Below are 13,267 nucleotides of genomic sequence, written 5' to 3'. Positions count from 1 at the left end.
TGGTCGTGGTCATGCGAGGTGCTCCGATCGGTGCTCGGTGTCGGGCGCGGGGGGCGGGGACTGGTGCGGGGCCGGCGCGACGCTGCTCTCCCGGCCGGTACGTACCCGGCGGGCGATCCCAGCAGCGCCCTCCCACGCCCAGTCGGTGAGGTGGGCGGCGAGCTCGGCCCGGTCGAGGCCGGCGATGACGTCCTCGATGCCGTGGCCGGCGTCGGTCTCCGGCGGGCCGTCAGCGGCGTGGTCGGTCGGCGCCGCGTCGACCCGGGCGGCGATCCACCGCTCGACGCTCGCCCGGGCCAGCCCGACGACGCCGGAGGCCCACAGCGCGGCGAGGGCACGGTCGCCGTCGTCGAGGCCGGTCGGGCCGAGGACCGGGAGCAGCGCGTCGGCCACGATGTCCTCGGTCTCGGCGATGAAGCCGCGCAGCGCGCCCGCGGTGGCTGTGGCCTCGGGCTGGGTGACGAAGGCGTAGACGTGCGCGGAGGTCTCCACGACGCCGAGGTAGACCTCGATCATCGCGGCGATCTGCTCACGCGGCCGGGTGAGCCCGGCGGTGGCTTCGGCGATGGCCGACCGCAGGCCGTCGATCACCGCGCCGCCGACCGCGGCCTGGAGGCCGGACTTGTCGGTGAAGTAGCGGTAGATGATCGACTTCGAGGTCCCCATCTCGGCGGCGAGCTCGTCCATCGACAGCTCGGGGCCGAGGTGGTGGACCGCCCGCCGGGCGGCCCTGACCAGCTCGGCACGCCGCGAGCTGCGGTGGGCATCCCAGCGGGCATGGCGGCCGTCGACCCGGGCGTCCGGGTCGACGGTGGCATCCTCCGGCGGCGGGGCGACGGGCGGGTTCGTCCCCGCGGCAGACGTGCTCGGCATCACAGAACTGACAGTATCAGGTACTGTCGGTCTCACGATGCCAGGGACGCAGGTCCCCCGGGACGACCGAAGGACGATTCGTGACCGAACCCACCACGCCACCCGTTCGCGCTGCCGCCGTCATCGGCGGCAACCGGATCCCGTTCGCCCGAGCCGGCGGCAGCTACTCGGCCTCGTCGAACATCGATCTCCTCACCGCCGCGCTCGAGGGGCTCGTCGCCCGCTTCGGGCTGGCCGGTGAGCGTCTCGACGACGTCAGTGCCGGCGCTGTGCTCAAGCACTCCAAGGACTTCAACCTCACCCGCGAGGTGGTGCTCGGTTCCTCGCTCGACCCTCACACCCCGGCCTACGACGTCCAGCGTGCCTGCGCAACCGGCCTCGAGGCGATCACCGGGATCGCCAACAAGATCGCCCTCGGGCAGGCCGAGGTCGGCATCGGTGGCGGCGTGGACTCGGCGTCCGACGCCCCCATCGTCGTCTCCGAACGGCTGCGTGCGGCCATCCTCAAGGCGTCGCGCGCGAAGACGCTGCCGGACCGGCTCAAGGCGCTGGCCGCGGTCCGGCCGGCGGACCTCAAGCCGGTCGCCCCGGACACCGCCGAGCCGCGGACCGGGCTGAGCATGGGCCAGCACCAGGCCATCACCACCGCCCGCTGGGACGTCTCGCGCGAGGCGCAGGACGAGCTCGCGCTGCGGTCCCACCACCGCCTCGCGGCCGCCTACGACCGGCACTTCTTCGACGACCTCCTCACCCCCTACCGGGGCGTCACCCGTGACGAGTCGCTGCGGGCCGACACCTCGATGGACAAGCTCGGCAAGCTCAAGACCGTGTTCCGGGCACCGGGCAGCGAGGACGCCACGATGACTGCCGGCAACTCCACCCCGCTGTCCGACGGCGCGTCCACCGTGCTGCTCGCCAGCGACGAGTGGGCGGCCGAGCGCGGACTGCCGGTGCTCGCGCATGTCGTCGACGTGCAGACCGCGGCGGTGGACTTCACCCAGGGCGCCGAGGGGCTGCTCATGGGCGGCTGCTACGCCGTCCCCCGCCTGCTCGACCGCCACGGGCTCACGCTGGCGGACTTCGACCTCGTCGAGATCCACGAGGCCTTCGCCAGCACCGTGCTCACCACGCTCGCGGCGTGGCAGGACGTCGAGTTCTGCCGCGAGCGCCTCGACCGTGAGCCGCTCGGCGCGGTAGACCCCGACCGGCTCAACGTCACCGGCTCGTCCCTCGCTGCCGGCCACCCGTTCGGGGCCACCGGCGGCCGGATCGTCGCCACGCTGGCCAAGTTGCTCGCCCAGAAGCGTGAGACGACCGGCAGCCCGGCGCGCGGCCTCATCTCGGTCTGCGCCGCCGGTGGCCAGGCCACCGCGATGATTCTGGAGGCGCGATGAGCGACAACTACCTCGACCTCGTCTCGCGCGGCTGGGGCCGGTCGGCGGCCAAGAAGCTCGGCCTGCCGCAGCCGGCACGACTGCGCCGTACCGACCCGACGGCGGTCGACGACCCGCTGCTGGCCGGCCCGGTCCTCGTGCTCAGCGACGCCGGCTCCCGGTCAGCGGCCGACGACGTCGCCCGTGGCCTGCTCGGCTGGGACCTCGACGTCCGTCGTGCCCCGGAGCTGGCCAAGGACAAGCGCTGGGGCGCCGTCGTCGTCGTCCTCACCGATCTCACCTCACCCGCCGGTCTCGGCGCCCCCGCGCTGGCGCTCGGTGCCGTGCTGCGGCGTCTGGCGCCCAGCGGCCGCGTCGTGACGGTCTCCCGTGATGCCGACGGCGCGACCGACCCGACCGTCGCGGCCGCCCGCCACGGTGTCGACGGCTTCCTGCGGTCGCTGGCCAAGGAGCTGCGGGCCGGCGCCACGGGCAACGGCGTCGTGCTTGCCGACGAGGTGTCGGTCCAGGCGCCGTCGGCGCAGGGCGCGCTGCGGTTCCTGCTCTCCGCGCGGTCCGCCTTCGTCGACGGGCAACTGCTCCACGTCGCCACCGGCGACGGCCGGCTGCCGACGGACTGGACCCGGCCGCTGGCCGGGCAGGTCGCGGTCGTCACCGGCGCCGCCCGCGGCATCGGTGCGGCGGTCAGCCGGGTGCTCGCCCGCGACGGCGCCACCGTCGTCGGGGTGGACGTCCCGGCGGCCGGCCAGGCGTTGAGCCGGGTGATGAACGAGGTCCGTGGCACCGCGCTACAGCTCGACATCACGGCTGACGACGCCGCCGCCCGGATCCTCGCGCACGCCCGGTCTCGCCACGGCGGGCTCGACGTCGTCGTCCACAACGCCGGGATCCTGCGTGACAAGCTGCTCGCGAACATGACCCCGGACCGGTGGGACGACCTCCTCGCGGTCAACATCCTCGCTCCGCTGCGGATGAACGAGACCTTCGCCGCCGAGCTCGGCGCCGGGTCGCGGATCATCTCGCTGGCCTCGACGTCCGGCATCGCCGGCAACCGCGGCCAGACGAACTATGCCACCGCCAAGGCCGGCATCATCGGGATGTCACGGGCCCTGGCGCCGGTGATGGCGGCGGTCGGAGGCACCGCGAACGCCGTCGCGCCGGGGTTCATCGAGACCGACATGACCGCGAAGATCCCGCCGGTCCCCCGGCAGGTCGCGCGGCGGGCGAGCTCGCTGCAGCAGGGCGGGCTGCCGGTCGACGTCGCTGAGGCGATCGCGTTCCTCGCCGCCCCGCAGGCCGGCGGCATCAACGGCGCCACGCTGCGGGTGTGCGGCCAGAACCTCGTGGGGCAGTGATGGCGATCAGCTACCAGCCCCTGCCCGCCGCGCCGTCGCTCGGCTCGCTCTACTCCCGGGCGATGTCCCGCACGGCCCGGCTGATGATGACCCGCGGGAGCGGTGCGAGCGCGCTGCCCACCACCGGCTACGCCGTCTCCGGGCTGTGCGGGGACGCCGGCCAGCTGTCGCGCTACCAGCACCTGCTCGGCGAGCCAGGCACCGACGTCCTGCCGGCCGGCTATGTCCATGTGCTGGCCTTCCCGCTCGCAATGGCCGTCATGGTGCGCGAGGACTTCCCGCTCCCGGTGCTCGGCATGGTGCACGTCGCCAACCGGGTGGTCCAGCACCGGCCGGTGCTGCTCGGCGAGGAGCTGTCGGTACGGGCGCACGCCGCCGATCCCCGCGGCCACCGCCGTGGCACCCTGGTCGACCTCGTCGTGACGGTGGCCGCGGGCGACGACGTCGTCTGGGAGGGCACCTCGACCTACCTGTCCCCGGGGCACCGGCTGCCCGGCACGACTGCCCCGGAGGACACCGCCGAGAGCCACCCGGACGCGGCCGCCGGCTCCACGCCAGCGGCCCCCGCGAGCGCGGTGTGGCAGCTCGGCCGGGAGGTCGCCACGCAGTACGCGGCGGTCTCCGGGGACCGCAACCCGATCCACACCTCCCGGGTGGGTGCTCGGGTGCTCGGCTTCCCCCAGCCGATCGCGCACGGCATGTACACCGCTGCCCGGGCACTGGCCCACGTGGGCCGCTTCCGCGGGGACACCTTCACCTGGGAGGTGGAGTTCGCCAAGCCGGTGCTGCTGCCGGGTCGGGTCGCGCTGAGCCTGGACCCAGCGGGCGAGGCGGTGCGCTACGCGGGCCGGCACCCCAAGTCCGGCCGCGTGCACTTCACCGGCTCGGTGATGCCTCACGTGTGACCCGGTGCCGGGTCCGCAGCGGGACGACGGCGGCGATGACGATCGCCACCGCACCGATGGTGGCGAGCAGCGAGACGCCCTCGGCGTAGACCGCGGCGCCGAGCAGCATCGCCACCACGACCTCCCAGTACGACAGCGCGGACAGCTCGACGGCGCGCAGGTGCTTGCCGGCGACGACGAGCAGCCCGAGCGCCAGCAGGCCGCAGACGAGGAAGAAGGCGGCTGCCCAGGCCCAGTGCGCTGCCGTCATCCCGCTGACGTCAGGCCGGGTGAGAACCACCATGCCACCGACCGCGAGGGTGCCGAAGAGGAAGTTCCAGAAGCTGCGGACGTCGGCGGGCATGTCGGAGCGGTAGCGGTAGCACAGCAGCGCCAGGCCGTAGAGGACGCCGGAAGCGGCCGCGAGCCCGTCACCCAGGAGCTGCTGCTCGGACCCGGTCGGGGAGGCGCCGTCGACGAGGCCGGAGGCGAGCATCATGCCGAGGAAGCTCGTGACCATCGAGACGGTCTCGCCACGGGAGAGCCGCTCCTTGAGCAGCGCACGGGCGAGGACCGTGGCGATCACCGGGCCGAGGTAGTGCAACGCGACCGCACGCGCGAGGTCGGTGAGCACGGTCGCCGACAGGTACGTCGCGAGCGACAGGCCGAGGAACACCCCACCGAGCACCACCGACCAGGACATCCGCACCTGCCGGAGCAGGGACAGTCGGCGGGAGAACGCCAGCAGCACCAGCACGCCCACCGCCCCGACGAGCATGCGGCCCAGGGTCAGCGCCTCGCCGAGCACCGCCCCCGGTGGGGTGGCGAGCCGGCCGAAGACCCCGGAGAAGCCCATCGCGGTCGCCGAGACGATAATCGCGACGACGCCGAGCCGACGACGCATCCGCGGCACCCGGCGGAACGGGGTGGTGGGGGCGAGCAGCGTGCCGCGACGTGCGGGTGCGTCGGTGACCAGAGCCATGGAGCTCCTCAGGCAGGGCGCGCGGAGGCGCGCCGAATGAGCAGGAACCTCCCCGCTCTGTCATTCGTACCTGAGAGCTTTCGCGGGACGTACCCGCTTACACCGTCGGTGAGCCCGTGAGGGCTGCTTTCCAGAGGTGCCTCGCCGCAGCGGTCTAGGGGGCCTGAGAGATTCCCGGGGAGGTTGCTCCTTCGGCGCCCGCTGACGCGGGACTCTCCCGCTGCGAGTCGATGGCGTGTTCAGTTGTCGACGGATCCATTATGGCGCATCTGCGCAACTGGTGACGATGATTCCGGTCACCGCGGCCCGCCCGGTGCCAGCCAGGCGAGGGCCGCGACGACGACGGCCGCGGTGCCGGTCTCGAGGGTCGGCCGGATCGCAGTGTTCGCCAGCCTCGCGCTCATTGCCCTCCATGATGCCGGCTACCCGACGGCCGGCATGCTCGCCGCGATCGTCGTCGGAGGCGGCTCCCGGACGACCGCAGGTGACCACAAGGTGACCGGCGGTTGTCCACCGACTGTCCCGCAGCTGTCCACAGGCTGAATGGCCAACCTGTGTGTATGTGCACAACCCTGTGGATGGCCGCTGTGGACAACCTCGGCGGATGGCGTGGGAAGCGTCACTCGCGTCGATATCGGCCCTCGCCGACCGCGACCTCGTCGCCCCGCCGGCGCCGATGCTTCACTGCCGGGCCCGTGGTGCGAGGATGACCGCCATGCGAATTGGTGTGCCACGTGAGGTGAAGGACTCCGAGGGACGGGTGGCGATCACCCCGTCGGGAGTCCACGAGTTCGTCCAGCACGGCCACGAGGTGGTCGTCGAGTCCGGGGCCGGGGTCGGTGCGTCGATCAGTGACGACGACTTCACCGCTGCCGGCGCCACCGTCCTCGACGACGCCGCAGCGGTCTGGGAGCGCGGCGAGCTCGTCCTCAAGGTGAAGGAGCCGGTGCCCGCCGAGTACGACCACCTGCGTGCCGGCCAGCTGCTGTTCGCCTACCACCACCTCGCCGCCAAGCCGCAGCTCACCGCCGAGTTCCTGCGCCGCGGCGTCACCGCGATCGCCTACGAGACCGTCGAGCTGCCCGACCGCAGCCTGCCGCTGCTGGCGCCGATGAGCGAGATCGCCGGCCGGCTCGCACCACAGGTCGGCGCCCACTCGCTGATGAGCGCCCAGGGTGGGCGCGGCGTGCTGCTCGGCGGCGTCTCGGGCGTGTACTCCGCGCGCGTCGTCGTCATCGGTGCCGGCGCCGCCGGCATGAACGCGGCCGCGATGGCGGTCGGCATGCAGGCCGACGTCATCCTCATGGACAAGGACGTCTCGCGGCTGCGGCACGCGGACTCCCTCTACCGGGGCCGCTGCCAGACCGTGGTGTCCAACGCCTTCGAGATCGAGCGGGCGGTCATGGACGCCGACCTCGTCATCGGCGCGGTGCTCCTGCCAGGCGCGCGGACGCCGCGGCTGGTGTCCAACGAGCAGGTGTCGCGGATGAAGGAGGGCGCCGTCGTCGTCGACATCTCGATCGACCAGGGTGGTTGCTTCGAGGACTCCCGGCCCACCACCCACAGCGACCCCACCTACCGGGTGCACGGCACGATGTTCTACTGCGTGGCGAACATGCCCGGTGCGGTGTCCCACACGTCGACTCACGCCCTGACGAACGCGACCATCCCGTATGCCCTCGACCTCGCCGACCGAGGCTGGCGCGAGGCGATGCGCGCGGACCCGGCGCTCGCCAAGGGTCTGGCCACCCACGACGGCGCACTGGTCTCCGCCCCGGTCGCCCACGCCCACGGCATGGACGCCGTCGCCCTCGCCGACGTCCTGGCCTAACACCAGCAACCTGTCACCGACAGCAGACTTGTCGCCGACAGCTGGATTGTCCGCGACAGCAGACTTGTCGCCGACAGCTGGCCGCACCCACCGCGTGGACAATCCCGCTCTCGGCGAGAGTGGGCGCTACGGGGGCAGCGGCCTGGCCGCACCCACCGCGTTGACAATCCCGCTCTCGGCGAGAGTGGACGCTACGGGGGCAGCGGCCTGGCCGCACCCACCGCGTGGACAATCCCGCTCTCAGTGAAGGAGGGAGGGGCTGGGGCCAGCGGTCAGGCGTTGACGAGGACGCCGAGCACCGAGGTAAAGATCGCCAGGCCGTCGGTACCGGTCCCGACCGAGGCCGGGCCGTCCGGGCCGAAGCCACGCTCCACGGCGTGCTCGGGGTGGGGCATCAGCCCGACGACGTTGCCCGCCGCGTTGCTGATGCCAGCGATGTCACGGGCAGAACCGTTGGGGTTGAAGCCCTCGTAACGGAAGACCACCCGGCCGGTGTCCTCGAGCTCGTCGAGGGTGCGCTCGTCAGCGACGTAGCCGCCCTCGCCGTTCTTCAGCGGGACGGTGATCACCTGGTCGCCGCGGTAGTTGGCGGTCCAGGCCGTGTCGGTGCTCGTCACCCGCAGCTGCTGGTCGCGGCACAGGAAACGCTGGTGGTCGTTGCGGATGAGCGCGCCGGGGAGCAGGTGCGCCTCGCAGAGGATCTGGAAGCCGTTGCAGATGCCGAGCACCGGCATCCCGCCGTTGGCGGCGTCGACCACCTCGGACATCACCGGCGCGAAGCGGGCGATGGCGCCGCAGCGCAGGTAGTCGCCGTAGGAGAAGCCGCCGGGCAGGACGACGGCGTCGACGTCGCGCAGGCTCACGTCGGCGTGCCAGAGACGGACCGGCTCGCCGCCGGCGATTCGGATCGCCCGCTCGGCGTCACGCTCGTCGAGCGAGCCGGGGAAGGTGACGACGCCGATGCGGGCGCCGGCGACGTCGGGCTGCGGCAGCTCCACCTCGAGGCGGTGCATCAGGCCTCCTCGGCGTCGTCGATCGCCGCCACGCGCACGACATCCTCGATCACCGGGTTCGACAGCAGGGTCTCGGCGGCGCGGCGCGCCTTGTCGAGGGCGTCGGCGTCGACGTCACCCTCGACCTCGAGCTCGAAGCGCTTGCCCTGACGGACCCCGATGATGCCGTCGAGCCCGAGCCGGGGCAGTGCGCCGGCGACGGCCTTGCCCTGCGGGTCGAGAATCTCGGGCTTGGGCATGACCTCGACGACGATGCGTCCCATGGGGTGAACTCCTGATCGGCGGATGACAGCGTCCCCGAGTCTACCGTCGCGCGCGACGGTAGACGTATCCGTGGCTTCGTGCGGCCGGTCAGACCCGGTACTGCGCCGTCAGCGGGCAGCTCCAGACGTCGAGGCCGCCGCGCCCCACCCGGTTGAGGTAGTGGAAGACCGTCCGCAACGACTGCATGAGGGTGGTCTCGGTGTAGCGCACGCCGAGCTCCTCGCAGTGCTTGCGCACCATCGGGGCGACCTTGCGCAGGTTCGGGCGGGCCATCGACGGGAACAGGTGGTGCTCCACCTGAAGGTTGAGCCCGCCCATGAAGGTGTCCATGGCACGGCCACCGCTGACGTTGCGGCTCATGAGGACCTGCCGGCGCAGGAAGTCGATCTTGACGTCCGGCGGGACGATCGGCATCGCGATGTGGTTCGGCGCGAACGACAGCGCCAGGTAGAAGCCGAACACCCCGACCTGGATGCCGATGAAGGCAGCGGCCTTGCCCGGGCTGAGGACGAGGAACACCAGCACGACGTAGGAGATCAGCCGGAACAGGATGAAGCTCAGCTCGACCCAGCGCCGCTTGATCTTCTCGCGACTCACCAGGCGCTTGATGCCCTGGACGTGCAGGTTCAGGCCCTCGAGGAACAGCAGCGGGTAGAAGAAGTAGCCCTGCTTGGTGGCGAGCCACCGGGTGAGCGGCGTCTTGCGCACCTCCGCGGCGTGGGCGCTGAACGCCAGCACGCCGGGCGCGATGTCCGGGTCGCCGTCGATCTGGTTCGGCTTGGCGTGGTGCTTGTTGTGCTTGCGCTGCCACCAGCCGTGGCCCATGCCGACGAACAGGTTGATCACGATGATCGAGATCCACTCGTTCCACTTGCCGGACACGAAGATCTGCCGGTGCGCGGCATCGTGGCCGAGGAACGCCGCCTGGACCATCAGCACCGCGAGGACGACGGCGGTGATCATCTGCCACCAGGTGTTGCCGATGAAGACGAACGCCACGGCAAGTCCCAGGCCCAGCACGGTGATCGCGATGAGCTTGGCCCAGTAGTAGCCGTAGGCCCGGCGCAAGAGGCCAGCCTCCTGAACCGCCTTGGTGAGAGCGGTGAACGAACTGACCTGCCGCACCCGCGGGGACGGGCTAGCGGTCTGGGCCTTGTCAGAAAAGGTGGAACTCACGTGATCATGCCTTCATCGGCGGGGCTCGCGACGATGTGTCACAGCCGCACCCGTTGGTTCGGGCACTGCCTCCAAGTGTGGCACGAATGACAGTCGATCGGGCACCTGGGACCGGATTCACCCCCGACCGCCACCACACCTGCACATCCCCGCCGGCACGCCCCTCCCGTCGCCGCCGGACGAACCGTGCCGGGGCTAGGCGGTCAGCCGGGTGAGGGCTTCGCGGTAGCGTCCCGCGGTGCGGTCGACGACGTCGTCCGGCAGCGCCGGTGGCGGGGCGTCGGACCGACGGTCCCAGCCGGAGGCCGGTGAGGTGAGCCAGTCGCGCACGTACTGCTTGTCAAAGCTCGGCTGGGCGACGCCGGGGCGCCAGCCGTCGGCCGGCCAGAACCGCGAGGAGTCCGGGGTGAGGACCTCGTCGCCGAGGACCACGGTGCCGTCCGGTGCCAGCCCGAACTCGAGCTTGGTGTCCGCCACGATGATCCCGCTGCGGGCCGCCAGCTCCGCTGCTCGCGCGTAGACGCGCAGCGTGAGGTCACGCAGCTCCGCGGCACGGTCGGTGCCGATCTGCTCGGCCATCACGTCGAAGCTGATGTTCTCGTCGTGCTCGCCGACCGCCGCCTTGCGGGCGGGGGTGAAGATCGCCTCGGGCAGCCGGGAGGCCTCGGTCAGGTCCGCGGGCAACGGCACGCCGCACACCGCCTGGCCCGCGCGGTACTCCACCAGGCCGGAGCCGGTGAGGTAACCCCGGGCGACGCACTCGACCGGGAACATCTCCAGCCGCCGGCAGACCATCGCACGCCCCGTCACCGCGGCCGGGACGTCGTAGGACAGGACGTGGTTGGGCACGATGTCCTCGAGCTGCCCGAACCACCACCGGCTCAGCCCGGTGAGGACCTCCCCCTTGCCGGGGATCGGCGTCGGCAGCACGTGGTCGTAGGCGCTGATCCGGTCCGACGCGACGACGAGGACGACGTCACCCTCCGGGTGCGGCTCGACCGGTGCGTAGAGGTCGCGGACCTTGCCGGAGTAGACGTGCTGCCAGCCGGGCAGCTCGACGGCGGTCACGGCTGCACCGCGACCGCGGCGGCGATGTCGCTGCGGTGCTGCGAGCCGGCGATCGTGATCCGCTTGACCCCGTCGTAGGCGGCCAGCCGGGCCGCGGTGAGGTCGTCACCCACCCCGACGACCGACAGCACCCGGCCGCCGTCGCAGCTGAGGTCTCCCTCGGACGCTGCCGCGGTGCCCGCGTGCAGCACGTGGACGCCGGGCAGCTCCTCGGCTGCGCCGATCCCGTCGATCCGGTCGCCCCGGCGCACCTCTTCCGGGTAGCCGTGGGCGGCGACGACGACGGTGACCGCGGCGTTGTCGTGCCAGCGCGGCTCGGGGGCGGTCGCCAGGGTGCCGGTGGCCGCGGCGAGCAGCAGCTGGTCGAGCGGCGTCGCGAGGCGCGGCAGCACCACCTGGGTCTCGGGGTCACCGAACCGGGCGTTGAACTCGATGACCCGCACACCCCGGCTGGTCAGCGCTAGCCCGCAGTAGAGGACGCCGACGAACGGCGTGCCCCGGCGCGCCATCTCGCGCACGACCGGCCGCGCGACCCGCTCCATGACCTCCTCGACGAGCTCGGGCGGCGCCCACGGCAGCGGGCTGTAGGCGCCCATGCCGCCGGTGTTGGGGCCGGCGTCGCCGTCACCGAGCCGTTTGAAGTCCTGCGCAGGGGCGAGCGGGACGGCGTCGGTGCCGTCGCACAGGCAGAACAGTGAGACCTCCGGACCGTCGAGGAACTCCTCGACGACGATGGTCGGCGCGGGCTGCCCCGGCGTCAGCTCTCGATCGAGGCACCCGCGGGCATGCTCGAGGGCGGCGCCCAGATCGTCGGTGACGACGACCCCCTTGCCGGCGGCGAGCCCGTCGTCCTTGACGACGTACGGCGCACCGAAGGCGTCCAGCGCCTCGGCGACCTCGTCGATCGTCGTGCACACATAGGCCCGCGCGGTGGGGACGTCGGCCGCTGCCATCACCTCCTTGGCGAACGCCTTGGAGCCCTCGAGGTGGGCCGCGGCGGCATCGGGACCGAAGCACGGGATGCCGGCCGCGCGCACGGTGTCGGCGACGCCCGCGACGAGCGGCGCCTCCGGACCGACGACCACGAGGTCCGCGCCCTCGGCGAGGGCGAGTGCCGCCACCGCCGCGGGGTCCAACGGGTCGACGGCGGCGTTTCGAGCGATCGAGGCCGTGCCGGGGTTCCCGGGGGCAACGACGACGTCGTTCTCGGCAGGGACGATGGTCAGCGCTCGGGCCAGCGCGTGCTCACGCGCGCCAGAGCCGACAACAAGGATCTTCACGACTTACGACCCTACCCGGCGGCGGGGTCGCTCACCGCAGATGATCACCGGCGGCCGGCGATTCCGGGGAGAACTCCCCATCGCCGATGCCGGTCAGCCGCTCCCGCAGCAGGGGGCGGCCGGTAGGGTTCGTGTCATGAATACACACCAGACCACCACCTCGCGTCCGCGCCGGCGGTTGGCAGCAGCCCTGCTGCTGCCGCTGCTGCTCGTGCTCGGCGGTTGCTTCCGCCTCGACATGGGCATCACGATCAACGAGAACGAGACGGCCGACGTGTCGATGGAGGTCGGTGACCTCACCGGGATGCTGACCCGCGAGGACATGGACTGCTCCTCCCTCGAGTCGGAGATCGTCAGCGGTCCCGACGCCGAGGACATCGACTTCGCCGTCGAGGACACCGAGACCGACGGCAACGTCGGCTGCCGCATCACCGCGACGGGTGCCCCGCTGGACACCTTCAGCGACGACTCGCTCGGCGTCACCCGCGACGGCGACAACTTCGTGTTCACCTTCACCGGTGACGACGCCGCGAGCATGGACGACATGGGCGACATGCCCGCCGGCATGGAGCCGGAGATCTCCATCTCGGTCACGTTCCCGGGCGAGGTCATCGAGGCCGACGACAACGCCGAGATCGACGGCAACACCGCCACCTGGCGCGGCATGGAGGCGTTCAGCGCCGGCGGCACCGCCACCGGTGCGGCTAGCGGCTCCCTGCTCGGCGGCGGCGGTGGTACCTCGATGGTGCTGTGGATCGTGCTCGGCGTCGTGGCGCTGCTGGCGCTCGCTGCCATCATCTTCTTCGTCGTGAAGAAGAAGCAGCAGGGATCGGCGGGCACGCAGACCGCGCCCTACGGCGCCCCCGCCGCCCCGGACAGCTTCGGCCAGCCTGGCGGCTTCGGCCAGCCCGGCGGCTTCGGCCAGCCCGGCGGCTTCGGCCAGCCCGGCGCCTCCGGTCACGGCGCGGTCCCGACCGACGCCGGTGCGGGCTACTCCGGCCAGCCGCAGACCGGCCCCTCGACCGCTGCGACCGACGCGCCGTTCACGCCGCCGGCCTCCCCCGAGGTCCCGCCGCAGGTTCCGGGCGACGAGCCGCCGGTGGACAACCGCTAACTCACGACGAGGGGCCCCGGTCCGTGCGATGCA

The 13,267-nt window shown here is 72.2% G+C and carries 12 protein-coding genes and 2 riboswitches; of the genes, 5 read left to right on the top strand and 7 right to left on the bottom strand.

The genetic code is table 11. From position 1 onward, the window contains the following. Nucleotides 1–9 precede the first annotated feature (9 nt). Nucleotides 10–873, bottom strand: coding sequence for a TetR/AcrR family transcriptional regulator (locus V2J52_RS06220; RefSeq protein ID WP_331226813.1), 864 nt, complete (start codon nucleotides 871–873; stop codon nucleotides 10–12). Nucleotides 874–953: 80 nt separating this feature from the next. On the opposite strand from V2J52_RS06220, the gene V2J52_RS06215 reads away from it, so the two are divergent. The 3 genes from V2J52_RS06215 to V2J52_RS06205 are packed head-to-tail and all read left to right on the top strand — an operon-like array spanning nucleotide 954 to nucleotide 4,527. Next, entirely contained in the window at nucleotides 954–2,267 is a 1,314-nt protein-coding gene (locus V2J52_RS06215) for an acetyl-CoA C-acetyltransferase (RefSeq protein ID WP_331226812.1), read from the top strand. After that, on the top strand, nucleotides 2,264–3,622 hold the full coding sequence (locus V2J52_RS06210; RefSeq protein WP_331226811.1) for a 3-oxoacyl-ACP reductase: 1,359 nt from the start codon (nucleotides 2,264–2,266) through the stop codon (nucleotides 3,620–3,622). Before V2J52_RS06215 ends, V2J52_RS06210 begins: the two co-directional genes overlap by 4 nt. Then, the gene (locus V2J52_RS06205; RefSeq protein WP_331226810.1) at nucleotides 3,622–4,527 is read left to right on the top strand and encodes a MaoC/PaaZ C-terminal domain-containing protein; all 906 of its coding nucleotides are present in this window, start codon (nucleotides 3,622–3,624) and stop codon (nucleotides 4,525–4,527) included. The genes V2J52_RS06210 and V2J52_RS06205 overlap by 1 nt, the downstream gene beginning before the upstream one ends. Here V2J52_RS06205 and V2J52_RS06200 read toward each other — a convergent pair. After that, nucleotides 4,499–5,488, bottom strand: a complete 990-nt coding sequence (locus V2J52_RS06200) for a DMT family transporter (protein WP_331226809.1) — start codon at nucleotides 5,486–5,488, stop codon at nucleotides 4,499–4,501. The two genes, V2J52_RS06205 and V2J52_RS06200, sit on opposite strands and share 29 nt — an antisense overlap. A 47-nt stretch (nucleotides 5,489–5,535) precedes the next feature. After that, nucleotides 5,536–5,628, bottom strand: a riboswitch (glycine riboswitch). Next, nucleotides 5,629–5,718: riboswitch (glycine riboswitch) on the bottom strand. It abuts the riboswitch before it with no gap. A gap of 485 nt (nucleotides 5,719–6,203) precedes the next feature. Between V2J52_RS06200 and ald the strand changes: the two genes are divergently transcribed. After that, nucleotides 6,204–7,319, top strand: a complete 1,116-nt coding sequence (ald, locus tag V2J52_RS06195; RefSeq protein ID WP_331227121.1) for an alanine dehydrogenase — start codon at nucleotides 6,204–6,206, stop codon at nucleotides 7,317–7,319. Between the two features lie 272 nt (nucleotides 7,320–7,591). On the opposite strand, the gene purQ is transcribed toward ald, so the two are convergent. From purQ to purD, 5 genes are all read right to left on the bottom strand, one after another. After that, entirely contained in the window at nucleotides 7,592–8,332 is a 741-nt protein-coding gene (gene purQ / locus V2J52_RS06190; RefSeq protein WP_331226808.1) for a phosphoribosylformylglycinamidine synthase subunit PurQ, read from the bottom strand. Beyond that, on the bottom strand, nucleotides 8,332–8,595 hold the full coding sequence (gene purS / locus V2J52_RS06185) for a phosphoribosylformylglycinamidine synthase subunit PurS (RefSeq protein ID WP_331226807.1): 264 nt from the start codon (nucleotides 8,593–8,595) through the stop codon (nucleotides 8,332–8,334). The genes purQ and purS overlap by 1 nt, the downstream gene beginning before the upstream one ends. A gap of 88 nt (nucleotides 8,596–8,683) precedes the next feature. Continuing rightward, complete coding sequence (locus V2J52_RS06180; RefSeq protein ID WP_331226806.1) at nucleotides 8,684–9,664, bottom strand: fatty acid desaturase family protein; 981 nt, start codon at nucleotides 9,662–9,664, stop codon at nucleotides 8,684–8,686. Nucleotides 9,665–9,967: 303 nt separating this feature from the next. Further along, complete coding sequence (locus V2J52_RS06175; RefSeq protein WP_331226805.1) at nucleotides 9,968–10,840, bottom strand: phosphoribosylaminoimidazolesuccinocarboxamide synthase; 873 nt, start codon at nucleotides 10,838–10,840, stop codon at nucleotides 9,968–9,970. Continuing rightward, on the bottom strand, nucleotides 10,837–12,120 hold the full coding sequence (gene purD / locus V2J52_RS06170) for a phosphoribosylamine--glycine ligase (RefSeq protein WP_331226804.1): 1,284 nt from the start codon (nucleotides 12,118–12,120) through the stop codon (nucleotides 10,837–10,839). Before purD ends, V2J52_RS06175 begins: the two co-directional genes overlap by 4 nt. Nucleotides 12,121–12,256: 136 nt before the next feature. Between purD and V2J52_RS06165 the strand changes: the two genes are divergently transcribed. Beyond that, a complete protein-coding gene (locus tag V2J52_RS06165; RefSeq protein WP_331226803.1) occupies nucleotides 12,257–13,234 on the top strand; it encodes an LppM family (lipo)protein in 978 nt (325 codons plus the stop codon). Nucleotides 13,235–13,267 lie beyond the last annotated feature (33 nt).

Source organism: Georgenia sunbinii (assembly GCF_036421875.1).
GTDB lineage: Bacteria > Actinomycetota > Actinomycetes > Actinomycetales > Actinomycetaceae > Georgenia_B > Georgenia_B sunbinii.
The sequence above is the reverse complement of the archived record's forward strand: the minus strand, read 5'-3'. Positions and strand labels throughout refer to the sequence as shown.